This window comes from Bacillus sp. B4EP4a, from assembly GCF_006680105.1.
In the GTDB taxonomy this organism is placed as follows: Bacteria; Bacillota; Bacilli; order Bacillales; family DSM-1321; genus Peribacillus; species Peribacillus simplex_E.
Genome location: NZ_VHIK01000022.1, coordinates 75,974 through 102,023, shown reverse-complemented (window position 1 = coordinate 102,023; position 26,050 = coordinate 75,974). Strand labels below are relative to the sequence as shown.

23 protein-coding genes are annotated in these 26,050 nt (G+C 41.1%); 19 read left to right on the top strand and 4 right to left on the bottom strand.

Annotated features, from left to right (window positions below):
- Positions 1–114 precede the first annotated feature (114 nt).
- Positions 115–1,083 (bottom strand): agmatinase, encoded by a 969-nt coding sequence (gene speB, locus FNK51_RS12255; protein WP_098370686.1) that lies wholly within the window; start codon positions 1,081–1,083, stop codon positions 115–117.
- A gap of 419 nt (positions 1,084–1,502) precedes the next feature.
- Between speB and FNK51_RS12250 the strand changes: the two genes are divergently transcribed.
- From FNK51_RS12250 to FNK51_RS12235, 4 genes are all read left to right on the top strand, one after another.
- A complete protein-coding gene (locus tag FNK51_RS12250) occupies positions 1,503–2,849 on the top strand; it encodes an APC family permease (protein WP_286176965.1) in 1,347 nt (448 codons plus the stop codon).
- Between the two features lie 230 nt (positions 2,850–3,079).
- A complete protein-coding gene (locus FNK51_RS12245; RefSeq protein WP_141993503.1) occupies positions 3,080–4,357 on the top strand; it encodes a Glu/Leu/Phe/Val family dehydrogenase in 1,278 nt (425 codons plus the stop codon).
- Positions 4,358–4,391: 34 nt separating this feature from the next.
- Positions 4,392–4,682: an SAV0927 family protein gene (locus FNK51_RS12240; RefSeq protein ID WP_098370684.1), complete on the top strand. Its 291-nt coding sequence runs from the start codon at positions 4,392–4,394 to the stop codon at positions 4,680–4,682.
- Between the two features lie 17 nt (positions 4,683–4,699).
- Complete coding sequence (locus FNK51_RS12235; RefSeq protein WP_141993502.1) at positions 4,700–4,948, top strand: biotin/lipoyl attachment domain-containing protein; 249 nt, start codon at positions 4,700–4,702, stop codon at positions 4,946–4,948.
- Positions 4,949–5,024: 76 nt separating this feature from the next.
- On the opposite strand, the gene FNK51_RS12230 is transcribed toward FNK51_RS12235, so the two are convergent.
- On the bottom strand, positions 5,025–5,765 hold the full coding sequence (locus FNK51_RS12230; protein WP_141993501.1) for an IclR family transcriptional regulator: 741 nt from the start codon (positions 5,763–5,765) through the stop codon (positions 5,025–5,027).
- 175 nt (positions 5,766–5,940) lie between these two features.
- On the opposite strand from FNK51_RS12230, the gene FNK51_RS12225 reads away from it, so the two are divergent.
- The 7 genes from FNK51_RS12225 (at position 5,941) to FNK51_RS12195 (ending at position 14,231) form a co-directional block, all read left to right on the top strand.
- Positions 5,941–6,819: a dimethylarginine dimethylaminohydrolase family protein gene (locus tag FNK51_RS12225; RefSeq protein ID WP_141993610.1), complete on the top strand. Its 879-nt coding sequence runs from the start codon at positions 5,941–5,943 to the stop codon at positions 6,817–6,819.
- Positions 6,816–8,432 carry a M20/M25/M40 family metallo-hydrolase gene (locus FNK51_RS12220; protein ID WP_141993500.1) on the top strand — a complete coding sequence of 539 codons (1,617 nt, stop codon included), beginning with the start codon at positions 6,816–6,818 and terminating at the stop codon, positions 8,430–8,432. The genes FNK51_RS12225 and FNK51_RS12220 overlap by 4 nt, the downstream gene beginning before the upstream one ends.
- 166 nt (positions 8,433–8,598) lie before the next feature.
- Positions 8,599–9,942 (top strand): YfcC family protein, encoded by a 1,344-nt coding sequence (locus tag FNK51_RS12215; protein WP_483296121.1) that lies wholly within the window; start codon positions 8,599–8,601, stop codon positions 9,940–9,942.
- A 51-nt stretch (positions 9,943–9,993) separates the two neighbouring features.
- Positions 9,994–11,184 (top strand): amidohydrolase, encoded by a 1,191-nt coding sequence (locus FNK51_RS12210; protein WP_353617863.1) that lies wholly within the window; start codon positions 9,994–9,996, stop codon positions 11,182–11,184.
- 211 nt (positions 11,185–11,395) lie between these two features.
- Entirely contained in the window at positions 11,396–12,157 is a 762-nt protein-coding gene (locus FNK51_RS12205) for a dimethylarginine dimethylaminohydrolase family protein (protein WP_141993497.1), read from the top strand.
- Positions 12,158–12,213: 56 nt separating this feature from the next.
- The gene (locus tag FNK51_RS12200; protein ID WP_141993496.1) at positions 12,214–13,629 is read left to right on the top strand and encodes an amino acid permease; all 1,416 of its coding nucleotides are present in this window, start codon (positions 12,214–12,216) and stop codon (positions 13,627–13,629) included.
- A 263-nt stretch (positions 13,630–13,892) separates the two neighbouring features.
- The gene (locus FNK51_RS12195) at positions 13,893–14,231 is read left to right on the top strand and encodes a VOC family protein (protein WP_063233316.1); all 339 of its coding nucleotides are present in this window, start codon (positions 13,893–13,895) and stop codon (positions 14,229–14,231) included.
- Here the strand turns inward: FNK51_RS12195 and FNK51_RS12190 are convergent.
- Together FNK51_RS12190 and FNK51_RS12185 are read right to left on the bottom strand one after the other, a co-directional pair.
- A complete protein-coding gene (locus FNK51_RS12190; RefSeq protein WP_141993495.1) occupies positions 14,228–14,494 on the bottom strand; it encodes a hypothetical protein in 267 nt (88 codons plus the stop codon). The two genes, FNK51_RS12195 and FNK51_RS12190, sit on opposite strands and share 4 nt — an antisense overlap.
- A gap of 33 nt (positions 14,495–14,527) precedes the next feature.
- Positions 14,528–16,342 carry a sigma 54-interacting transcriptional regulator gene (locus FNK51_RS12185; RefSeq protein WP_141993494.1) on the bottom strand — a complete coding sequence of 605 codons (1,815 nt, stop codon included), beginning with the start codon at positions 16,340–16,342 and terminating at the stop codon, positions 14,528–14,530.
- A 196-nt stretch (positions 16,343–16,538) separates the two neighbouring features.
- On the opposite strand from FNK51_RS12185, the gene FNK51_RS12180 reads away from it, so the two are divergent.
- The 8 genes from FNK51_RS12180 (at position 16,539) to FNK51_RS12145 (ending at position 26,038) form a co-directional block, all read left to right on the top strand.
- The gene (locus tag FNK51_RS12180) at positions 16,539–16,742 is read left to right on the top strand and encodes a hypothetical protein (protein WP_141993493.1); all 204 of its coding nucleotides are present in this window, start codon (positions 16,539–16,541) and stop codon (positions 16,740–16,742) included.
- A gap of 85 nt (positions 16,743–16,827) precedes the next feature.
- Positions 16,828–18,240, top strand: coding sequence for a purine-cytosine permease family protein (locus FNK51_RS12175; RefSeq protein ID WP_141993492.1), 1,413 nt, complete (start codon positions 16,828–16,830; stop codon positions 18,238–18,240).
- Between the two features lie 46 nt (positions 18,241–18,286).
- Positions 18,287–19,273: a heme-dependent oxidative N-demethylase family protein gene (locus FNK51_RS12170; protein WP_141993491.1), complete on the top strand. Its 987-nt coding sequence runs from the start codon at positions 18,287–18,289 to the stop codon at positions 19,271–19,273.
- A 16-nt stretch (positions 19,274–19,289) separates the two neighbouring features.
- Entirely contained in the window at positions 19,290–19,808 is a 519-nt protein-coding gene (locus FNK51_RS12165) for a hypothetical protein (protein ID WP_098370670.1), read from the top strand.
- 5 nt (positions 19,809–19,813) lie between these two features.
- Entirely contained in the window at positions 19,814–20,779 is a 966-nt protein-coding gene (locus FNK51_RS12160) for a PDR/VanB family oxidoreductase (protein ID WP_286178663.1), read from the top strand.
- Between the two features lie 50 nt (positions 20,780–20,829).
- Complete coding sequence (locus FNK51_RS12155) at positions 20,830–22,323, top strand: aldehyde dehydrogenase family protein (protein ID WP_141993490.1); 1,494 nt, start codon at positions 20,830–20,832, stop codon at positions 22,321–22,323.
- An 827-nt stretch (positions 22,324–23,150) separates the two neighbouring features.
- Entirely contained in the window at positions 23,151–24,755 is a 1,605-nt protein-coding gene (locus tag FNK51_RS12150) for a sigma-54 interaction domain-containing protein (protein ID WP_141993489.1), read from the top strand.
- A gap of 131 nt (positions 24,756–24,886) precedes the next feature.
- The gene (locus tag FNK51_RS12145; RefSeq protein ID WP_098370667.1) at positions 24,887–26,038 is read left to right on the top strand and encodes an iron-containing alcohol dehydrogenase; all 1,152 of its coding nucleotides are present in this window, start codon (positions 24,887–24,889) and stop codon (positions 26,036–26,038) included.
- Positions 26,039–26,050: the final 12 nt, after the last annotated feature.

Genomic DNA, 26,050 nt, shown 5'->3' with positions numbered 1-26,050 from the left:
GATAAGATTAAAGATGATATAGAAAAAAGGCATCTGCTTTCACTACAAGCAGATGCCTTTTGAACGATAACGTATCGACCTGAAATATCCTTCTTTAATAATTACCGCTTGCTTCTATAAACTTTTTTCGGATGAATTCTCCTTTTTTTGTTCTTCTTTTAGCTGTAAGGCTACTAAACTGGCAAAGTCATGAATGATGGTGGCTGCCAATAGTGATGTAATTTGTGTTGGATCGTACGGCGGGAGGACTTCTACCAGGTCGAACCCAATAAAGTTGAATCCTTGCAGAGAACGTATCATCTCTAGGGTATCAAGGCTATTTAGACCGCCGACCTCCAAGGTGCCAGTTCCAGGAGCACATGATGGATCTACAAAATCAATATCAAAGGTCAAGAAACAAGGTGTATCCCCAATGGTTTTCTTGACTTCCTTCACGACATCTTCGATTCCTCTTTTCTTCAGCTCGGGAGTTGTTATCACATTGTAACCTAGATCTGTACTTGAATCTATATCTCCTGGATGATTGAGCGTACCTCTGATGCCAATCTGGAAAACTTTATCCGTTTGGAGCAAGCCTTCCTCATATGCACGGATAAACGGGGAACCATGCCAGTATTTTTCATCATAATAAGTATCCCAGGTATCTGTATGTGAATCAAAATGAAGAAGTGCAACAGGACCGTGTATTTTTGCGGCAGCTCTTAGATTAGCCAATGTTACGGAATGATCTCCCCCGATGCCTATTGGAATGATACCGTTTTTCATCAAGTCAGCCATAGCCTTTTCAATTAACTCATAGCTTCGATGTATATTATGGGGAATCACCGAAACGTCCCCAATATCAATTGCATTACATTCGTCAAACGGAAATACCTTGTGAATGGGATGGTAAGGAAATAACGTCATGGATGCCTGGCGGACAGCCTGTGGAGCAAACCGGGCTCCTACCCTGAATGATGCAGCTGTATCAAAAGGCATACCTATCACTGCCAATTTGGCATTTTCCCTTGAAGAAGGTAAGCGCATAAATGATCCGGTGGTACAAAACTCTGGTTTAACATCAGGGGATAAAGGATATTTCATTTTTCTATTCCTCCATTTTCTTATAACGATAATAGTTTTGAAACTCATATAAATGAATTCCTATGGAAGATTAATTATGCAATTATCATGCCAGGTCACAGTAAGTGATTTAAAGAGGGTTTTTCCAGTTATCATTGGCTTGGTTTATGCAAGGGCGAATAATTTATGGGAAATTGAATCGCTGATGAAGAGATGCTCCAAGACTTCATTTCTATGAATCAATCATGTGCCGTTAAGAATACAGGAATTAAGTAGCATTTTTGGCGTTTTTCGTTTGTAGAGTAAACCGAAATCATGTGGCACAGAAATTGCATTAAGGTATACAGGTAAAACTTTTAAAAAAGAGGGAGGCATGGGGATTTATCTAGTTAAGAAATTGAACTTACTGGTTTGAAAGCGGTTTCAAGGAGGAATGATAGGTGGAAAATGAGGTTACATTGAAAAGATCACTGAAATTATGGCAAATCGTTATGATGGGGTTAGCATATATGACCCCCATGGTCGTATTTGATACATTTGGAATTGTATCTGGGATTACGGGCGGCCATGTGCCGACTGCCTATATCTTTGCATTGGTGGGGATGCTTTTTACAGCGGCGAGCTATGGAAAACTTGTAAAGGTTTTTCCTGCTGCAGGTTCTGCCTACACTTATACGCAAAAGGCCATAAACCCGCATTTAGGATTCCTGGTAGGATGGTCTTCGTTGTTAGACTATTTGTTTTTACCTATGGTCAATGCATTGTTGACCAAAATTTATCTTACAGCATTATTTCCAGGAGTTCCCACGTGGATTTGGGTCGTATTGTTCGTAGCAATCGTTACCATTCTCAATCTACGGAGTGTCAATGTACTTGCAAACTTTAATGCGCTTTTTGTTTTAATCCAGATTGCCATCATGGCAGTGTTCATCATTCTTGTCGTCAAAGGTTTAAATGATGGAGAAGGTACAGGAGAAGTGTTTACGATAAAGCCTTTCGTAAATGAAGGAATGGACTTTTCTGCAATAATAACCGGGGCCACAATCCTTTGTTTTTCCTTTTTGGGATTCGATGCGGTAACGACACTATCTGAGGAAACGCCGGATCCGAAAAAAACGATTCCAAAAGCGATATTTTTAACTGCACTATGGGGTGGAATCATCTTCATTACCGCATCTTTCTTTATTCAGCTCTTTTTTCCGGATATATCCCGTTTTAAGGAACCGGATGCTGCATTACCGGAAATCGCCCTTTATGTAGGTGGGAAGCTATTTCAATCCATTTTTCTTTGTACGACTTTCGTCAATACGCTAGCCTCGGGACTAGCATCGCATGCCAGCGTTTCCCGTCTTTTGTATGTTATGGGACGTGATAAAGTGTTTCCGGAAAAATGGATTGGGTTTATTCACCCTAAGTGGAAGACGCCAGCCATTAATGTACTCATAGTTGGAGTCATTTCATTGTCGGCTTTATTCTTTGATTTAGTGACAGCAACGTCACTGATCAACTTCGGTGCATTAATGGCATTTACCTTTGTAAATCTGTCAGTGATCAGCCATTTTATCATTCGGGAAAAGAAACATCGAACGATAAAAGGGTGTATTCAATACTTAATCATGCCTTTAATTGGAGCTATAGCAATTGGCATTCTTTGGATCAACCTTGAGACAAGTTCCCTAATAATGGGGACAAGTTGGTTCATTATTGGTTTTTGTTATCTATTATATATCACAAAGGCATTCCGGAAGGCTCCGCCCCAATACCAAGTTGAAGAAATTCAGCTATGAGACTTTGCAAGGAAAAAACGCATCCTAATAAGGATGCGTTTTTTTGTATTTAATCATCACTGTTTACATATGCAAACCTGAATTGCTTATGAATTAATACATATGTCCTGATGGTTGTATGTGTGTTATTGATGATTGCAAATGGCGGTATATGGCTATCCACACGATATCTTCGAAGCTGGCATGAAAGTTGCTTAAGTAAGTTATAAGAATAAAAGTGAGGTGCTAAAATGACAGGGGAAATTAAGGTGATTGAAAAACGTCAATCGGATAATCCACTGCAAGAGTTCCAGGATATCTTAAAAGAAGCGATTCATGTTTTGGACTATCCAGATCAGGTTTTTGATTTTTTGAAAGTGCCAATGCGTTTTCTGGAAGTCAGTATTCCTATTCAAATGGATAATGGGGAGACAAGGATGTTTCAAGGGTATCGGGCTCAACATAATGATGCAGCCGGTCCAACGAAAGGGGGGATTCGGTTTCACCCGGATGTCACTCCTGAAGAAGTTAAGGCATTGGCCGGATGGATGAGCTTGAAATGCGGAATAACCGATCTTCCATATGGAGGGGCAAAAGGTGGCATTGTGTGTGATCCCAGACAGATGAGTTCATCTGAGCTAGAACGATTAAGCAGAGGGTATGTCAGGGCAGTTAGTCAAATAGTGGGCCCTACAAAAGATATTCCGGCACCTGATATGTATACAAATTCACAAATCATGGCCTGGATGCTGGATGAATACGATCACATCAGGGAATTCGATTCACCCGGATTCATTACAGGAAAGCCTCTGAGATTAGGAGGATCGAAGGGCAGGGAAAAGGCCACTTCCAAGGGAGTATTATATACACTTCAAATGATATGTGATTTAAAGGGGATTCCTATTGAAGGCATGCGGGTAATCATTCAGGGATTCGGGAATGTTGGCAGTCATTTAGCGTTATATTTACATGAAATGGGGGCTAAGGTTGTCGGTATTGCGGATGAGCTTGGAGGCTTATATGATCCGGATGGCTTGGATATTCCTTACCTTTTGGAGAATAGGGACTCTTTTGGGGTTGTTTCGAACTTATTCAAAGATTCATTATCCAATCAAGAATTGTTGGAAAAAGAGTGTGATGTGCTGATTCCCGCAGCTATAAGCGGAGTGGTGAATAAAGATAATGCAAACCGATTAAAATGTGAAATCCTGATCGAAGCAGCAAATGGGCCGACAACAAAGGAAGCGATTAAGATTCTCGATGATAAAGGTATAGTGCTAGTCCCGGATATTTTGGCGAATTCAGGAGGGGTGATAGTCTCGTATTTTGAATGGTGCCAGAACAACCAAGGTTATTACTGGACGGAAGAGCTTGTGGATGAACGATTGAAGGAAAAGATAACGGCCAGCTTTTTGAATGTCTACCATACTTCACAAAAATATTCCGTGAACATGAAGGTGGCTGCTTATATTGAAGGGATTCGCAAAATAGCAGAAGCATCCCAGCTTCGAGGTTGGGTCAGATTCTGAGCGAATTAGGGCTTACAAGAAAGGAGGCAATCCGTTGAATTTTGATATTCTTTCCGAAAATAAAGAAAACCAGGCTATTCATCATTATTGCTTATTGTCACAAGATTATAGATATGATGTGACCATTGTATATTCGGCCCAGTTTTTCGGTAAAGCAATGGTGACTTCCATGCAAAGCGGAAGAATGATCCTGCTTTGTGCCAATGATATTAATTTAGATCAGTACTGGGCTCCGACCCTTGGGATTGAACATGAAGATATACATGAGTTCCAAAACTTTCTCAAGTTGGTCTTACAAACCCCATTTCATTTAGAAGAATACTGAAGGAAGGAATGATGTAAATGTACGTTGATGTGATTCTTAGCCCATGTGAAGGCAGGATTGAAAAAATTTCAATATCCAAAAATTCCAGATTTTACGAATGGGAACAATTATTTCAGATTAAGAAGGCAGATGGACGTGTGGAAATCATTGATATTGGTGTTAGCGGGAAAATAGAATCATTGGAGGTATTGGAGGGTGAGCCAGTCGTGGCCGGCGAGGTCCTCGCCTATTTTAAAGAAGATTTATTTGTGACCGGCAGCGATTAATTTAAAAACGAAAAAGAAGATGAAATGATTCATCTTCTTTTTCGGCTTATCCGATAATCCTCCACTGCTCTCAAATTCATGTTCCCCTATACCCCAATTTTGCAGAAACCCGATTGCCAGTTTCCATAACATTCTTAATGAGGAAATCAAGTCTTTCATCTGTCAGGTTAAAACTGACAAAACCTATGCTCACCGCACCGTGAACTTCCCCAAAATGGTTCAGTATCGGCACGGCAACAGAACATGTTCCCTCTGTTCTTTCACTGTGGCTGATTCCATGTCCCTTTATTTTAGTCTCTTGCAATATATCCCAAAAAGCTGCTCTTTCTTGAATTGGCAGAAGAGCATCCACGATTTTTTTAGCTTGATTATATGGCATATAGGCGAGCATCGCTTTATTGGCAGCCCCAATATGCAAAGGAACTCGTGAGCCAAGCTGGTCATAAACCCGGATTTGGCTTTTTTCACTGTCGATTCGTTCGATTACGAGTGATTCCATTCCTATTGGCTGGCTAAGATAGACGCTTTCCTCCACTTTGTTCATCAGCCTTTCCAGTTCAGGCCTTATTTGGCTGATGTAATCCATTTTGTCATACATACGTAAACCATATTCGAGCCAAATATTCCCCAAACCATATTGTTTGGATTGCCCGTCCTGTTGGATTAATCCATGCAAGGACATCGCTTTTAACAAACGATGCATGGAGCTGACAGGAAGATCACATTCTTGGGAAAGTTCCGTAATTGACAGCCAGTTTTCCGATGAATTGGAAACCAGCACCTTTATAACGTTCATGGCACGGTCGATCGATTGCATAAACAAACCACCTATCTTTCATTACAAGTTGAATAAAACTTTGATTTATTTGAATATTTAAAACATATTGACATTATACCAAAGTTAATTTTATAATAAAAGAAAAATTCCTATTAGCGGAAACGTTTTCCACTATGCGGAAAAGGAGGGGGAGGCAGTGACATATTGTTCGTCCATGTACAAACCATTGGAACGTGTCATTGTAAAACATCCGAAAGAAGCGTTTATTAGTCAAGAGCATTTAAGCCAAGCATGGCGGAACTTCAACTTTGCGGAAGAGCCAGATTTCAACGAAGCACTAAAAGAGTATGGTGACTTTATTTCCATTTTGGAGAAATATGTTCCAAACATCGATTATTTGCCAGCATCTTCGGTAGTCGGCATTGACTCCTTATATGCGCATGACCCGGTCAAATTCACTAGCCAAGGAGCCATCATTTTAAAGTCCGGGAAAGAATTGAGACAGCCTGAAGCTAGTGTATACAAGGAATTTTGTAAGGAAAAGAACATCCCGATTATTGGGTATTTAAAGGGTGATGCGGTCGCGGATGGCGGTGATATCGTTTGGCTTGATGATAAGACCCTAGTTGTCGGACATGGTTATCGTACAAATGCTGAAGCCATTCGGCAACTAAAAGAAATGACCGCTCATCTTGTGGATGAATTCATCGTAGTTCAGCTTCCGCATGATCAAGGAGAGGGAGAGTGTCTCCATCTTATGTCTTTCATCAGTATGGTCGACAAGGATTTAGCAGTGGTTCACTCCCGCCTTATGCCTGTCTTTTTCAGAAAACTGCTGATTGAACGAGGCATACAGCTTATTGAAGTGCCGGTTGATGAGTACTTGACCTTGGGCTGTAATGTTCTTGCCATTGCTCCGCGGGTTTGCCTGTTATCTTCTGGTAACGCTTACACGAAGCAAAAGCTTATTGATGCGGGAGCAACAGTTTATGAGTACAAAGGAACTGAGATCAGTTTCAAAGGCACTGGCGGTCCAACTTGTTTAACCTGCCCGGTGGTCCGTACAAATATTAATGAAGGGGGATTGGAATGAGTCAATTACTATGGGGTACTCCAGAAACGCTCCGTACCTTGTTATGTGAACTTGTTAGCTGGGAAAGCCGTACTCTTACATTAGGGGAACGGATGTTTCCGTATAAGGTGCAAGATAAATTGAGGGAGCTTGATTATTTTAAAAGGAATCCGGCACACTTATCGCTTCACGAGGCTGATTTAGGGAGGAATTTTGTCAATGCTTTCTATAAACATCCTGATGCAAAGGAGACCGTTGTATTAATTAGCCATTTTGATACGGTTCATACTGAAGAATACGGTGACCTTGAGACTCTTGCATTTCAACCAGAGGAGCTCACGAAAAAACTTCATGACAGGAAAGATGAACTACCGGAAGAAGCGCGCATTGATCTTGAATCAGGAAAGTACTTGTTTGGTAGAGGAACGATGGATATGAAAATGGGGCTTGCCCTTCATATGGCTATCATCGAAAAGGCAAGCATCGAACAATGGCCGATCAATCTCCTGCTGCTAACGGTTCCTGATGAGGAAGTGAATTCTGCGGGAATGAGGGCTGCAGTTAAAGAACTTGTGGCTTTACGTGATAAATATGACCTTTCCTATAAAATGTTTTTTAATAGTGAACCGTCCTTTTCACAGAAACCGGGCGATAATAGACATTATATTTATTCCGGAACTTTGGGGAAAATCATGCCCGCTGCCCTTTTTTATGGGAAAGAAACTCATGTAGGTGAGCCATTAAAGGGCATGACGGCTAACTATATAGCCTCGTTCCTCACGCAGCTCATGGAGTGGAACACTCTTTTTCTGGAAAGTGATCTTGGTGAGGAAACACCATTACCGGTATCGCTTCAGCAAAAAGATCTAAAACTACAATATTCAACACAGACACCTTATCGGGCAGCCGCGCTTTATAATGTGTTCATTATGAAAAGAACAGCTGCAGAAATAATGGACCTATTCGAGCAGGTTGCAAACGAAGCAGCGATGAAATGCAATGAATCTTATAAAGAGCTATGTATGCGTGAACAAATTGAAGGTGTAGGTGAAGTACAAGTATTACGCTATGAAAAGTTACTTTCATATGCCGAGGGCAAATTTGGCGGGAGTTTTGTTGAGAAAATAAAGAGTGAAGTTAAAGGAAACATGGACTTGGATGAGCGGGAAAAATCAGTGCGGATCGCTGAAAAATTGATGATACAATGTCAGGAGCTTTCACCCGCCATTGTATTGCTGTTCGCACCGCCATATTATCCAGCCGTCAATACGTCCGATGATCCGCTTATCATGGAATCTGTGAAATTAATGAAGGAAACTGCCAGCATGCTTGGTGAAGAAGTCAGCCAAATTCATTATTTTAATGGACTTTGCGATTTAAGCTATGTTCAATATAGTGACGAGTCTGATGGCTGGACGGCTTTTGAAAAAAATACACCAGTCTGGGGCGATACTTACAGCATTCCTTTTGCTGATATGCAAAAACTTCAGGCACCAGTACTTAATGTGGGTCCGTTCGGCAAGGATGCCCACCAGCGTACTGAGCGCCTTCACATCGATAGCGCCTTCGTCCATACGCCCGTCATGCTGGAGAAGTTAATAAAGAGTATGTTTAAGTGTTTGGTTGAGAAGTGATGGTCCGACAGGAGAACTGGATTAAAAGTATAAAACTTTAACTGGGGGTATTTATATGAATGACCTGCCTAATGGTCAAATCACTTCCGAGCCGCTTAATCAGAATAATAAGCCACTTAACCAACTGACGGAGTTACCTGAAAAAGGGATAAATCCTTTTGTATTAATGTTTATCGTAATTGTAATAGTGACGGTTTTAACCTATATCTTACCCGCTGGCCAATATGAAAGAATTGAAAAGGATGGCCGAAGTGTAGTCGATCCCACTTCTTTTGAATTCATTGAATCAACACCAGTGGGATTATTGGAAATGTTCAGCAGTATTCACGCAGGGATGATTGAAGGAGCGTCAATTATCTTGTTCGTCTTTTTGTTTGGCGGAGCACTGGGAATCATGCAGGCAACGGGAGCACTGGATTCTTTCATTAAGTTTGTGGCCGTCCGATTCGGAACAAAAGAGAAGTTGCTTATTCCGTTGATGGTATTAATCTTCGCATCATTAGGGACACTGATCGGCTCTGCTGAAGATGCATTAGTTTATATCGCAATCATAGTTCCGATGACGATTGCATTAGGCTTTGATGCACTTACAGGTTTTGCGATCGTCATCCTTGGAACATTGGCGACTGGATTCATTTCTGGCATTACGAACCCTTTTAATGTAGGAGTTGCCCAAAGCATTGCAGAACTGCCCATGTATTCGGGAATGGGATTGCGGATCGCTCTTCTTGCAGTGTTTTATGTCGTTACAGTATTGTACATCTATTTCCATGCAATGAAGGTTAAAAGAAACCCTGAACTGGGGGAGTATGGGAAATTCAAGCGTGAAGAACATGCACATCTTGATAAAAACTTTAGGATGAGTAAAAGACATAGCATTGCTTTAATTATTTTATTGGTGAATTTCATCCTATTAGTATATGGAGTTATTAAATTAGGATGGTATATAAGTGAAATTGGCGGTTTGTTTTTATTAAGCGGGATCATAATGGGCCTAATTGGTGGCTTGACTCCATCAAGGATGGCTAATGGTTTTATTTCAGGAGCGGGCGATATGGTTTCCGGGGCATTGATAATAGGTGTTGCACAGACAATCTTGGTCATCATTACAAGTGGCGGATTGCTGGATACCATTTTATATTATGCTGCAGGATTGGTTGAGCAGCTTCCTCCCGCCATAAATGCAATCGGTATGTTCATTGTCCAATTATTTCTTAACTTCATTGTTCCATCCGGAAGTGGACAAGCAGCATTGACGATGCCGATTATGGCTCCATTGGCGGATTTAATGGGTGTGACAAGACAAACGGCAGTATTAGCTTTCCAATTAGGGGATGGGATCTCGAATATGATATTTCCGACTTCTGGAGTGCTATTGGCTGGTCTGGCAGTGGCAGGCATATCATTTACGAAATGGGTAAAATGGGTGTTTCCGTATCTTTTGATTCAGGTTGCGGTAGCGATTATCTTTTTGATCATTGCACAAAGCATACAGTATGGCCCTTTTTAAAGATCTGAAAAGTCTGAATATTAGCACTAAGTGTTGAAGGAGGCATTTATGATGAAGACAATACAGGAGACAGTTGTCGATGAAGTGATTTCATGGAGACGTCATTTTCACGAAAATCCGGAGCTCTCTTATCAGGAGCACCAGACTTCTGAATTCATTTATAGGAAATTAAAAACCTTTACAGGATTAGAAGTGACGAGACCTACCGAAACGAGCGTTTTAGCGGTTCTCAAAGGAGCTAAAAAATCTGCCCGAAAATCGAATACCATCACCTTTCGTGCAGATATTGATGCACTCCCGATTCAGGAAGAAGCAGAAATTGAATATAAATCAAAAAATCCTGGGGTTATGCATGCATGCGGACATGATGCACATGCTGCGATGTTATTAGGTGCTGCTAAAGTCCTCTCTGGGAAAAAAGATGCGATTGATGGAGAAATCAGGTTTATTTTCCAACACGCCGAAGAAGTTCTGCCAGGGGGAGCTCAGGAATTGGTGAAAAAAGGGGTCATGGAAGGAGTGGATTATGCATTTGCACTGCATGTTACTCCTTATGAACGAACAGGAACAATATGTTTAAGGGAAGGGGTATTCTGTGCAGCAGCCGATGATTTTGAAATTAAAATTATTGGTCAGGGCGGTCATGCCTCGACTCCGGAATTAACGGTAGATCCGCTACTCATTGGTGCAGAAATTACTACGAATCTTCAACATATCGTTTCCAGAAAAATTTCAGCTCTTAGGACACCCGTCATTTCAGTCACTCAGTTCCATTCAGGTAGTGCGCTCAATGTCATACCTGAATATGCGGAAATCGGTGGTACCATTCGTTCCTTAGACTCTGATAGCCGATTGAAAGCAAGGGAATATCTAGAACAAATCGTTAAGGGGATTTCAGAAACGCATGGGGCAAAATGTGAAATTACTTGGTATTTAGGGTATCCAGCCGTGGTAAATGATAAAGCAGCTGTCGATATTTCAAGAACGGTCATGGAAGGCATTTTTGAAGGTGATAATATCATCCAGGTTGATGACCCTATGTTCGGGACAGAAGATTTTTCGGCTTTTTCCGAAATCGTACCCTCTTCCATGCAATTTTTAGGCGTTCATAATGATGAGTTTGGAAAAGCTTACCCGTTACACCATCCTAAATTTAAAATCGATGAGAAGGCTTTAGGGTATGGAGTAAGATATTTTGTAGGAATAGCGGATAAATTATGCGGTCACCAAAATAATTGTTAAAGCATTGCTGGAAGAGACACCCGTTATAGTTTAAGAGAAGCTTTCGGTTGTCTTTTCTCCCTATCATGACTATTTTTCCATGGTTTCCGCTTCTGGAATAGTTAAGTGCAGCAAAGTGATGAAAAGAAACTTCATTTAAAGAACGGCTGGTTCAAAAGGGTTAATATCCTACATTTTTAAAAAATAAGCTACCTATTTAGGAGGAATATATATGTTTAAACACGCGATTGTAAGGAAGATTGGAAAAAGTTTTGTTAATGGCTTAACAACATCGGATTTAGGAAACCCGGATTATGAAAAAGCTCTTGTGCAACACGAGGCTTATGTAGAAGCATTAAAGCGCAGCGGTGTGAAAGTGACCGTTCTCGAATCGGATGAGAGACACCCGGATTCTACGTTTGTGGAAGATACAGCCGTGTTGACGCCAAAATGTGCCCTTGTAACCAATCCTGGTGCAGAAAGCCGGAATGGTGAGATTAATGAAATGAAAGAAGTTTTAAAGGACTTTTATGACACAATCGAATATATTCAATCTCCAGGTATGTTAGATGGCGGAGATGTAATGCAAATTGAAAATCACTTCTATGTTGGCCTTTCAACGAGAACAAATGAAGCAGGTGCTCTTCAGTTCAAGGATATTATGACTAAGTATGGTTATGATACGACCATCATCCCCCTTAAGAAGTTCTTTCATTTAAAAACGGGTGTCAATTACCTGGGAGACAATAATTTATTAGTGGCCGGGGAATTCATTGATCACGACGCTTTTTCTGGCTTCAATCAAATAATCGTAAAACAGGAAGAAGAATATTCGGGTAACTGCGTCAGAATGAACGACTGCGTTATTGTCCCTAAAGGGTTTGATGGTACAAAGAAAAAAATTGAAGATTTGGGATACACAGTGATTGAAGTGGAGATGACTGAATTTCAAAAACAAGATGGCGGACTTAGTTGTCTCTCTTTGAGGTTCTAAGATAGTTTAGGAGAAGGCAAGGCATAGGATAATAGATAAGATAAGGAAGTGATTACATGGGGTATGGACTGGAGAATAATGATCAGCTGCAACGCTCAATGAAAAGACGCCATTTATTTATGCTGTCACTCGGCGGCGTAATTGGTACAGGCCTTTTTTTAAATGCAGGCTATACAATTAACCAAGCGGGGGCAGGAGGGGCCCTGGTCGGTTATCTAGCCGGCGGTCTTATTTTGTATATGGTAATGGTCTGCCTTGGCGAGCTAGCCGTTCATATGCCGGTTACAGGTTCTTTCCAGAAATATGCTGCCGAATATATAGGGCCTTCCGCTGGTTTCTCTCTAGGATGGATGTATTTCGTAGGTTCAGCCGCAACAGCAGGAGTTGAGTTCACGGCTGCAGGAATTTTGATGAAACAATGGTTCCCCAATAGTCCTACCTGGATTTGGTGTGCTGTGTTCATAGTGCTTTTATTTACTTTGAATGCATTAACGACAAAAGGTTTTGCAGAGGCGGAATATTGGTTCGCTGGAATAAAAATCGTTGCAGTGATTTTGTTTATCTTGATTGGAATCGCGGGCATCTTTGGTTTTGTCTCTTTATCTGATCGTCCAACCCCATTCTTTGAGAATTTGGCTCCTTCTGGTCTATTTCCAGCAGGGGGGATTACAATCATCTTTGTGACAATGATGAATGTAATATTTTCTTATCAAGGCTCAGAACTAATAGGAATAGCGGCAGGGGAAAGTGAAAAACCTGAAGAGAATATCCCTAAAGCCATTCGAAACGTACTATTTAGAATCATTATTTTCTACATTTCGTCCATTATCATCCTTTCTGCCATATTCCCTTCTTCGGAATTAGGCTTATTGGAAAGTCCTTTTGTAACTTTGATGAAGATAGCCGGGATTCCTTATGCAGCAGGTATCATGAATTTCATTATTTTGACAGCCATTCTTTCTGTGGGGAATTCATGTCTTTATGCATCCACAAGGTTACTTTGGTCGATGGCTCATGACGGAATGGCACCCAAGGTGTTTGGTCTATTATCCAAGAGGAAAGTGCCATTGAATGCCCTTCTTTTTACGATCTGTTTTTCGCTCCTATCGTTATTGACTAGCTTCATTGCAGCGGATACAGTGTTCGTGATACTTATGTCCATAGCGGGTATTTCCGTCACGATCTCATGGATGGGAATTGCTTTATCGCAATATATGTTTAGAAGGAAATTTATAAAAGCGGGTGGTAAAACGGAAGATTTACAATACATAGTACCCTTTTACCCATTTGTCCCGTTGTTTTGTTTAGGCTTTTGTTTGCTGATTCTAGTATTCCTTGCCTTTGATCCTACTCAACGTGTCGGACTGTTTTATGGGATAGGATTTTTGATAGCCTGTATATTATTCTATAAATTTAAATTGGCTAAGAAAGTAGAGTCAAACACTAACTTTGAAAATGAAAAAATATTGTAATAGAGTTACACCAAAGGCTAGCCAGTTTTCACTGGTTGGCCTTTTTAAATCTTGTAATTGCGGTAACTTGGATGATTATTTACTGAATCGAAAGGATAATACTGACATTTTTACGAAAAAGAAGGAATACCTTACAAAATAGGAAGGGAGAATTAACATGTCTGATTACAAAGTGACTAACAGCATCACAACGAGCCTGCGGAAAAGTAACTTTTTTACCGAGAGACGGAAATAAAACAATAATATTAAAATTGGGGGAAGTAATGAAGATCAATCATATAAATTTAACAGTTAATGATGTTACAGCATCAAGGGAGTTTTTAGAAAGATACTTTGGATTGTCATGTGCAGGAAGCCGAGGCGATGGGTTCGCCGCAATGAAAGATGATGATGGATCCATATTGACACTAATGAAAGGAAGCGATGTACAATACCCCAAGACTTTTCATGTTGGATTCATACAAGAAAATGAAGAGCAAGTTAACAGGATCAATCAACGGTTAAAGGATGATGGATTCATGGTGAAACCTCCAAAACACCTACACAGATATACGTTCTATGTAGAAGCGCCTGGAGGATTTAACGTTGAAGTACTGTGTTAACGAGCTACTTGGAGATAAATCGTAAAACTACTATAAGAAAGGATTGTGGAAGAACAAGATATAATATTGCCTATATAAGTGTGGTCAATATGAAAAACCAGTTGGATTAAAAACGCTGGCGTTAATGCCATTTTAATTCCTTCATAACGGTCATGATGTATATGGAAAACCGAAAAAGCTGACTGCAAAAGCCTGTTCAAGAAGGCTCCTGTCATCAGCTTTTCTTTTTTTTGCTTTAGTCCCCAAACGGTTTGATCCTGCATGACTGCATCCTGAAATCAAACATGTATATTGAGTTACTTACGGAGACGTTGCATTTCCGAATTGAAATAGGATTTGCTGTAATCACATCCTACAATAGCGACGATATTGCCTTCATCATCAATAATTGGCGCAAAGCTTGTTTTCCACTCACCGTACCTGTCTTCGTATATCGGAGTCACACCAGCTTTACCATTAAACGCCTGGTAAGCGACATTAACCATTTCAGGGGGACCAATATATTCTTCCCCCGGTTCAATTACAAAGCCTTTGTCTGCAACGAGGTGAATCAGACGTCCATCCTCCGTCATGATAAATATAAAGACCCATTCAATTACCCCTTCCTTTTCTTGAATCATGGTAAGTTTTTGTTTTAATTTCTGGGAATAGGAAGTTTGCCGGTTCATATTTTTTTGTAGACTGATAACCTCTTCAGCTGGAATGATAGCTGCGGTTACAACGGCAATGGAACGAAGCCGTTGATTTATTTGTTCTTCTAAAATGGCCCGTTTATCCACTGGTGAAAAGCGTGCCTCTTCAATTTTATTACGTAATTTTTTATATTTCCTGCTCATCGTAGGCTGGCTTACTTCCAATACCTTCGCTGCTAGTTTTAATGATTTGTATTGTTCCATCGCCATGTTGATAAGCTGTTCCTCCACAAGGTCGACTGCTTCCTGCATAGGCATTAGAAAATCGATAACAGGTATTGAAGTGGGTTTGGGCCCTTTAAAAGGAAGGACCTCTTTAACCAACACCACATCTACTTCCGGCATTCCGCTAGTAATCACAAGCCTTTCAACTGTATTTTCAAGTTCGCGCACATTACCGGGCCATTGATAGATACATAACAAGTCGATTGCATCCGGGGTGAAAGCCACATTTCGATTGTATAGTGTATTGTACTTTTGTAAAAAAAACTGAACCAGATGGGGGATTTCATCTACACGATTCCTAAGCGGCGGAAGATGGATAGGTACGACATGAAGACGATAATATAAGTCTTCTCGAAATTCACCTTTTTTCACCATTTTTTCGAGCGATTTATTTGTTGCGGCAATCACTTGAATATCAACAGGGTGTGATGTCGTACTTCCAATTGGTGTGACAACGCGTTCCTGAAGGACGCGAAGCAGTTTTACCTGTACGTTAAGCGGTAATTCGCCAACCTCATCCAAGAATAAGATACCTTTATGGGCGAGTGTGAATTTCCCTTTGGCGCCGTCTTTCCGTGCGCTGGTAAAAGCCCCTTCTACGTAGCCAAAAAGTTCGCTTTCAATCAAGTTTTCCGGGATTGCACCGCAATTGACAGGTATAAATGGACCGTCGCTTCTGTTACTCATATTATGTATGGCCCTGGCGGCCATTTCCTTTCCAACACCGGATTCCCCCAATAAAAGGACTGTTGCGCTAACATCAGAAACCATTTGCATTTTATGCAGGACATCAAGCATCGGTTTACTGCGGATCACAAATGGAAAAGATGGCTTCTTCGATTCCAACAAAGGCCCCGATTGCCCCCTTGATGTATCTGGATAAGAGTCTTTAATTTCTTTGTAGGCCCAAACCCATGCCCCAGATTCAATCGGGTATGCCGTCATCAGCATCTCTGGACCCTGCCATGAGGACTGCATGAAAGATCTTTTTTCATTTTTGCCCATTATCTCTTCTGCAAAGCTTGTGGAAAATAAATCTTGTTCAACATCTTTGATGGAACCGCCGACATTAGCGGATTTGACTGTTTGGAATAAGGAATTCCCTGTTCCGGTCGATTTCAGTATGGTGCCATTTTTATCTGTCACAATAAGCTGATCGTAAATAGACAAGAGTGCAGAGGTGAAGTGATCCATTTATGTCTACCTGCCTTTCATTTAACTTCCTAGTTTTTATATTACAGAAATTTCACAATTGTTCAATAGTTTCAAAAATGAATATTCTTCCTTTTGAAAACCCAGTAAGCATGGTGTTTTCTGATTGGCATGTTTATTGCATTAAAGTAAAGAGAAGGGACTAGAAAGCATGATTGCAAAGGAGGGAGAAGCTATTTTGAATAAAGAGAATCAGTTCCAACAGAATATCAATTCTGAAGATCCCTTTATTAAAAATCTATATTCAGATTTGAATGAGCGGATCAATGCGTATGAGCAGGAAGATGCCGTGAAAATCGACAAAATGAAATGGAAGGATGCGACAGGTTCTATTTTTCTCATGATTTTAATCATCTTTTACCTGGTCTATACACTTTTCTAAAGTAGTTTTGTTTAGCTCACCCAAAACAAATACAGCCTTATTTCCAAGCGATACAATCATTATTTTATAGTTGGGAGAGAAGCGAGTGAGTAAAGAGAATTCCTCCATTTCAAAGGATGTGGCCTTTGGCTTTTTACCGGCAAGTAAAAGTGACCGGATTTTTAACCTTCGGGATTTAATTTTAGTTCAGGTTGTTATTGGCCTCTCATCTTTTGGGCTGTTAACTGGTGGATACACAGGTACAATGCTTGATGCGAAGCAGTCACTTGCAGCGATTTTATTCGGTAACGCCTTCCCTATGCTGTTGATTGTTCCCATTACCCTTTATTTTGCGCGTTATGGCATAGATACTTTTGTAGGGTTTCGAAGTTCACTAGGGTATCTAGGATCCAATATCTTTTTCTTTGTTTTTCTTATTTTAACTCTCGGCTACATTTCCATTGCGCTTTTCATGTCCGGCCAGGCGTTAGCAGAGGCTGCTAATTGGATGGGGATGCCCGACATTTTCTCAAGCCAAGCAACTGGAGCGCCGTTTTTCTCGATTTTACTCTTCATCTGTGCATTCCTTGTAACGGTGAGGGGACCGATAGCGATTCAAAAATATACCGCAGTAGCCGTTCCGGTATTTATGGTTCTCATGTTTGGCCTTCTCGCAATAGTCTTGTTTGGCCAGGGATTCACTAACGTTGCTCATATACTTCCTTCCGAGCCATTTGAATCGACTTCTCGTTCATTCGCGACTGCCCTGGAATTAAATATCGGTCTCGGCTTCTCATGGCTTCCATACCTTGGCCAATACAGCCGTTTATCTAAAACAGAAGGAGGAGCATTTAAAGCAGGATTCTACAGCTATGGAATTATCGTCTGTATCGCTGCTTTAGTTGGGGCCCTTGCTGCATTAGTCGCTGGTTCACTTAATCCTTCTGACTGGATGTTTTCCATCGCAGGAAGTTGGGGTGGCTTCATTGGCTTGATTTTACTCTCGGTTGGGAATGTCGGTGCAGCCATTTTCCTTATGTACTCACAAGCTGTCAGCTTTAAAACTGTATTCCCGAAAAAGTCATGGATGATTGCGATGGGTACGACCGTACCGACTATATTCTTACTTCTAAGCTCGACGTTCTACGATGCATTTGGTTCATTTATTGCTGTCATTTCCTTTATTATGGCTGTTCTTGGCGGCATTGTCGTTGCAGATTACTTTTTTGTAAAGCGACAACGCATTTCAATAAGGGATTTGTATGACACACAAGGCTCTTATACCTATTGGAAAGGCATTAACCCGTCGGCAGTTCTCACGGTGGTAATTGGAACGATCGTTTACTGGGCACTCTATAATCCATTGACTTTTGAAGCTAGTGACTTTTTCCTTTATACAGCTGCCGGAATTCCAACATATTTTGTCGCTTTAGTCACCTACTATGTTTCATCTAAATACATTTTCCGTTTTGAAGTTGACATGGAGCGTACATCCGTTGAATTAAAGGAAGCTAAATAGAAAAATCGCAATTTAAAGAATCTAGGGAACGAGAGGAGATTGTTCAATGTTTACACAAAGTTTAGATTTCAAAACAACTGATTTAGATACATTCCCATTTCCATTCACTTCAGGTAACTATCGTTATTCAAACGATTTGAAAAGACTCTCAAACATTAACTGTATTGAAGTTACACCAGAATACAGACTCCAAGTGGAAACGAAGCGTCGTCTCCTTCAAGAACAGCCGCATATAAGGTTTCAATCTTTTTCACACACAATGGAAATGCAATGGGAAGTGTTGGAAATGCTCATCGACATGGCAACTGATCGTTATCCGGAGCATTTCGAGGTCCTTAAAGATGGAGACAACTGGACTTTCAAGAACCACATTTTCGGGGAATCCGATTCATTCGTGTATGGCGATGCCACCACGCTTCCATATGAGCCGCTTGATTATATAGGCCGTCATTTCCACAATGATTTTGTTTTAATGGTTCATCGCGATAGTAATTTCTATTTGGAAGTGGGACAAGTTTCATACGCCGCACTCTTCTCAGCTAACTGGAATAAAGGCATGTCCTTTGATGAGATTCATGCACCTGTTCCATTTATATCGCGGAAAGGCGATGAACTTGCAGATCGCGTTCGTAAGTTTTTATTATCCATTGAGCCAGGAAAGCCATGGACACGCATCAACTGGAACCTGATGGCGGACCGTTGGGATGTCAACTATGAAACGATGGATGTATGGGGACCTCAGCGTTCTGGGATAACACCGGAAAATGCAGGTAAACTTGTTCGTTTGCGTGTTGAAGAACAAAAATTTTATCGCATGCCACGAAGTAACGCCATTCTATTCGTATTGAATACGCAGTTCCTGCCACTGGAGGATTTGACATTACGCCAGGAGTGGTTTGATCTGACATATAGCGTACTGCAGGATATTCCGGATCCTATGGCTGCGTACAAAGGAATTGCCCCGTTTCTTCCGCAATCGGTTGAATATTTGAGGCGTATTGATGAAAAACAAAAAAGCGAAGATAAACAATAAGTAGGAGGATAGGGCCTTGTACAATAGTCCAGTATTGTTTGATAAATCAATTACGATCGTAAATCAATTTACTCCTCGGAATGAGCGAAGAAAGTTTGTCGTCATTTCTGATCAAGCCGGATATGAAAAGGCGAAAAGTTTCACTTCTGAACTTGCAGGTACAGTGCCTTTTGAATGTCTTTCCATTAACGGAATGGAAGATAAAGAGGGGATTAAGAGAGTCATCTTGTCACAAAAGATGGGCACCCAATTTTATATTGCGGCTGCATGGAACAATGCCGTAATGATCTTCTCGCTCGGGGTGGAAGCTGGCCTATCTGAAGCTGAGATCCAGACTGTGATTATCGGGCCTAAACGGCGGTACGTATATTGCATGAAATGTTTCGAAGTGTCGGAAGTCGCAGAAGAAGCAGAGATTGCAGAATGTGACCATTGCAGAGCAAGTCTTGAAATAGGACCTTTTTATTCCATAGTACGGGAAGGTTATATTGGTTACCCATTCATCTCAATCGGAAAAGAAGAAGTAGGGAGCTGATCATCATGCGGGTAGTAGGAAATATTCAAATGAAAGTAAACAAGATTATTCAAGAAACAGCATTCGTAAAACAGTTCGAGTTGATTCCAGTTGATGGAAACCCATTGCCTGCATTTACTGGCGGTTCGCATTTGACTACATTCATGCCGGCCGGGGATACGATATTCGAGAGAGAATACTCCCTTATCAGCAACCCAAGGGACCGTAAAAAATATGCAATTTCCATTCGGCGTGATGGGGCGTCACGCGGAGGTTCCGCTTTCTGGCATGATCATGTACAGATAGATTCCAGGTTGGAAGTCAGTTTCCCTAAAAACAACTTCCCTCTCAGCTTTCGAGCAAAGCATCATGCCTTTTATGCAGCTGGAATCGGCATCACCCCATTTCTGGCAATGATGGAAGACATGGCTGCCGAAGGCCAAACCTTCGAACTCCATTATGCAGCACGCACACCGGAATTATGTGCTTTTTATGATCTGTTGAAAGCCAAATATCCTGATCAATGCACCTTTTATTTTTCGCAGGCAGAAGACAAACGCAGAATGATGCCTGAGACGATGAAGGATCATCGCATTGGCACGCATGTATATTTTTGCGGACCAATCGAGATGGTTCAAGAGTATCGAAAAGCCGCCAGTTCCTATGGTTATCCGGAACATGCGATCCACTTCGAATTATTTGCGACAAAAAATGATGGGCCGCAAGATCCTTTCATTGTCGACCTTTCAGACAGCGATCGGTCCATCCGCGTTCATGAAGGCGAAACACTGCTTGATGCGCTTTTAAGGGAAGGAATTGATGCACCTTATTCTTGTAAAGTGGGCGGGTGCGGAAGTTGTGAGGTAGATGTTGCAGAAGGTGAAGTGGATCACCGGGATTTCTTTCTTAGCGAACAAAACCGTCAATCACGTAAGTCAATCCTGACATGCTGCTCACGTGCAAAGGACGACAGACTTGTATTAAAACTTTAACGATTTCGTACAGGCTTTAAAAAAAATAATGAAAACCGGAGGCAAAAAACATGACAATTTTAGAAACGGCAGTTATAGAGCTTAAAAATTACATCGACGGTAAGTGGCAGTCCTCATCTTCAAATGAAGTAATCCCGGTAATCAATCCTGCAACACAGGAAGTCATTGCAAGGGCTCCGCGTGCCACCAAGGAAGATACAGAAAAAGCAATCTCAGTTGCGAAAGCAGCTTTTGAAAGTGGAATCTGGTCAGGACTGACGGCACAGGAGCGAGCTTCCTACCTATACAAAATCGCTGATAAAATTGATGAACGTGCGGAAGAGTTAACGATTCTCGAAACAATGGACAACGGGAAACTTAAAGCAGAGGCAGGTTTCGATATTGCCGATGCCGCCGCGTGTTTCCGTTACTACGCTGGTTTGATTCTTCATCCAGAAGGGGAAACTTATCAAGTTCCCGCTCCCGTGCAAGCGATGGTCGTTCGTGAACCAGTAGGTGTAGCCGGTTTGATTGTACCTTGGAATTTCCCTCTTCTAATGAGTGTCTGGAAAATCGCACCTGCCCTTGCGGCGGGTAACACCATTGTATATAAACCGGCTGAAGTGACACCTGTAACAGCAATGAAATTATTTGAAATCCTAGAGGAAGTCGGCATCCCTAAAGGTGTGGCTAATATGGTGATGGGGCGCGGCACTGTTGTCGGTCAAACCATTGCAGAAAGCAAGGACGTTGACATTGTTTCATTTACGGGAAGTACGGATGTTGGCCGCACTATCATGAAAGCGGCCGCGGGCAACTTAAAGAAAATTTCCCTTGAGCTTGGCGGTAAATCACCTAACATCGTTTTTGCTGATGCAGATTTAGAGACAGCCATCGATTACGGATTATTTGGCATCTTCTTCGGTGCCGGCCAAGTATGTTCATCAGGTAGCCGCATCCTGGTTGAAGAAAGCATTTATGATGAATATGTAAAACGCTATGTGGAACGCGCAAATAAAATCAAAGTTGGACCTGGCCTTGCAGAAGACAGCAACATGGGGGCAATTGTCAGCGAAGCGCAAATGAATAGCATTTTAAATTATATTGAAATCGGCAAACAGGAAGGTGCGACACTTGCAGCAGGCGGTTACCGTCTTGTTGATGACGGCCTTGACAAAGGATACTTCATTGCACCGACTGTCTTCACCGATGTAACACCTGACATGCGCATCGTACAAGAGGAAATCTTCGGTCCAGTCGTTGTCATTCAAAAGTTTAAAGATGAAGAAGAAGCTATTAAACTTGCAAATGATACAGACTACGGTCTTGCAGGCGGCGTCTTCACTAACGATGGCGCAAAAGGATTGCGTGTGATCAAGAAAGTGCGTGCAGGGATTACATGGGTAAATGATTATCATCCAACATATGTCGAGGCGCCATGGGGCGGTTATAAACAGAGCGGGATTGGACGCAGTTTAGGAAAATACGGCTTGGATGAATACCAGGAAATTAAGCAAATCAACATTAATCTCGATGTAAAACCGATAGGCTGGTTCCCAAATTAAGCATATGATTAGAGATGAAGCAATCAACATTCTTTAATCAAACCAAAAACCTAATCCAAATCCGGATTAGGTTTTTGGTTTGTAACGAAAGGGGTGCGCAAATAAAAAATCCGAACCGCTTTTTAAATTTCCTTCGAGATTTTGGCCCAAGGTTAATCAATGGCAGCCTTAATTTAACGAACCATATGGTTCGCTTGCATTAGTTGGTCTAAAGTAATATTTCAAGTTGATTTAGCTGAATAGAAATATGTTAAAAAAGTACCCTTATTATCTCAGGTTTTAATCCTTCTATTTTAAAAAGATTATAGGCAAAAGAGCTCTATCTAAATGTTAAAACAAAGTTGATTGGAGAGGAAGGTACGAGACTCCTGCGGGAAGAACGCGTCCAAGGGAGACCCCGCAGAAAGCGAGTGCCTGGAGTGAAATCAACGTTCAAATTGTTCAAGCCAAAAAAACTATAAGCAAACTCGATTTTCATCGAGTTTGCCTACAGTCTGAAATGTAATTCTAAATACGGATTGGTTTTTTGCAGAGAAACTTTTTAAAACCCTCAAAAAATTGTTCTTAAGCTTATAAATAACGGAGAGATGAGCAATCCCAAGGAATTAGCTTTTTCGTAGATTTTCTTCCTGACAACAAAAGGGGGAGTTTTCCTTTGATGAGTGAAAATGGATTTGAGCATAAAAAACACCATTGGTATGATTAAAGTGTCATTCCGATGCATATTTATCGCTTTAATCAGAAATAGCATTTATGGATTGATTTGTTTTACCGGTGCAGCATTTATACATAGTATCATATAGGAATCAGGTTAGGAGTGAATATTGATGACTAAGTTTTATTCGGATATGACAGTGGAGGAAGCAATATCATGTTTTCCCATAGGAAGCACTGAAGTGGAAGTTTTGGATGATTCAGAAGATTTCATCGGATTTTTGACAATAGAGGCGTTATCTGCGGCAGTGCAGCAGAGTGATTTGACGAAGCCTATTTCCCATTTCATTACTGTGAATGCACCGCTGCAAAATTTACGCAATTACTCAATACTATATGAACAATTTCAAGCATTCTTTGAGAGTGATTTATGCAGGGTTGTATTTAATGCCCTTTATGATGGCGTATATATCACGGATGGTGCTGGAACGACATTATTTATCAATCAAGCTTACCAGCGTATTACCGGAATAAGAGAAGAGGAAATTATCGGAAAACCGATGAGTTATTTAATTGAGCATGGTATGATATCCGTTTCTGCTTCATTGGACTCAATCCGGACGAAGAATCAAGTTACTTTGACACAAAGAATCCGAAATGGAAGAAAGATTATCGTATCGGCCACACCTATTCTATCGCCACAGAATGAAGTCATATTTGTCATAAATAGTGTAAGGGATATAACTGAATTAATCCGGATGAAGTACACGATCGATAGCCAAAAGCTATCTTTCCAACCTATTTCTCAATTATTGCCTGGCTCGGAACAAGTCAATTTACAAGAAATAATCATTGGGCCTTCTACAACTCCCTTATTTAAACTGGCTGATAAAGTAGCTAAAACGGATGCGAAGATCTTGTTACAGGGGGAAACGGGAGTAGGGAAAAGTTTAATCGCCAAGTACATACATGCCCAAAGCTCCAGGAAGGAAAAAATCTTTCTTGAATTAAATTGCGGAGCCATCCCAGCGAACTTGGTGGAATCTGAACTTTTTGGATATGAACCAGGGGCATTTACCGGATCCCTTAAGAATGGGAAAATGGGGATTTTCGAGAAAGTGAATGGTGGCACGTTATTTTTGGACGAAATTGGGGATTTACCTTTAGAGTTACAGGTAAAACTTTTGAAAGTGGTAGAAGAAAACAAGTTTATGAGAGTAGGATCTACCGAAATGAAAGAGGTGGATGTCAGGTTAATTACAGCCACTCATCGGGATCTTGCCTCCCTCGTTCAAGAAGGGTCTTTCCGCGAAGATCTATATTACCGGCTTAATATCGTATCATTTGAAGTCCCGCCCTTACGCCAGCGAAAGGAAGAAACGATCCCACTTTTAGAAATGTATTTAAAAAAATTCAATGAAAAATATAATGAAAAGAAAAAGATGACACCGGAATGCTATGAATGGCTGACGAACTATTCGTGGCCTGGTAATATACGTGAGCTCGCTAGTCTTGCAGAGCGACTGGTCGTCACGACTTATGATGATACGATTGATTTGCCTAATTTACCATCCTTCATCCAGCCGGTCTTATCAAAAAAACCTACAACACATTCATTGAAGGATGCCGTTTCCGAGCTGGAGCGATCCCTGATCCTGAATGCGATGAAAAAATATGGGACTACAAGGGCTGCGGCCATCTCTTTGGATATCAGTCAAAGCGCTTTGGTGCAAAAAATGAAAAAATTTCACATTCGATTAGAAAACGAATCAAAATAGTTTTATTGATTTGATTTCTACTCATTATTTCTTTTGTAATCCATGAAAAAAAGGTTATCCCCCTTATAAATTAAGCGTTTTCAATTTGGCATGATTCCTGCATTAGATAATACATGAAAGGGGAGATAACCATGAATATTTCTATTTTTTCAATGGCTAACAAATTGGTGACAGGATCAGATTCTTTACAGCAGCTGACTGATGAGGTTAAGCGATTAGGGATGAAGAATCCGTTGATAGTTACAGATAAAGTTTTACTGGATGCCGGGGTAGTGCAAAAGGTTGAGGATTTACTTTCATCAGCATACGGTATTTTCTCGGATGTGAATCCTGAACCGGAAATTGAAATCGTAGAGCTATGTGTGCGGTCTATCAGGGAGGGAAATCATGATGGACTGATTGCGGTAGGCGGGGGAAGTGCGATGGATATTGCGAAAGCCTCTTCTGTCATGGCTACAAATTCGGGTAGCATCGAGACATATTTCGGAACGAATTTGATTGAAGTTCCGGGTTTGCCTTTAATAGCCATACCGACGACTGCCGGAACCGGATCTGAAGTGACGAATATTTCAATTTTATCGGACAAAAAAGAACAAGTGAAGAAGGGAATTGTTAGTTCATATCTTTTACCGGATGTAGCGATCGTATCACCCGTGATGACGCTGACTTGCCCGCCAAGTGTGACGGCTGCGAGCGGAGTGGATGCACTTGTCCATGCGGTAGAGGCTTATATTTCCAAATTTGCTTCGCCCGTTACAGATGCTTTGGCAATTGGGGCCATGAAGTTGATCGCAAAAAATTTACCAAAGGCTTATGCTGCACCAGATAATCTGGAAGCACGGGAAGCCATGATCACAGGAAGCCTAATGGCAGGGTTAGCTTTTGGAAATGCCGGTGTTGGAGCTGTTCATGCCTTAGCTTATCCGCTTGGAGGCCGCTTCCATTTATCACATGGAGTCAGCAATTCATTATTACTGCCATTTGTCATGAAGTGGAATAAAATTGCATGTTTGGAAAGGTTCAGAGACATTGCTGAAGCACTTGGAGAGAAAGTCAATCATTTAAATGATGATGAGGCAGCGGATAAAGCTATAGAAGCGATGACCAGAATATGCCGTTACGTTGATATACCTGAGTCACTAAGTGAATTTGACATTCCTGAATCGGCTTTAAGTGAAATGGCTGCTGAGGCCATCAAACAAGTTCGTTTACTTCGCAATAATCCCCGTGCATTAAACGTTCGGGATATCGAAAAAATTTACCGTTCAGCCTATGGCTTTTAAGTGGAGGAAACA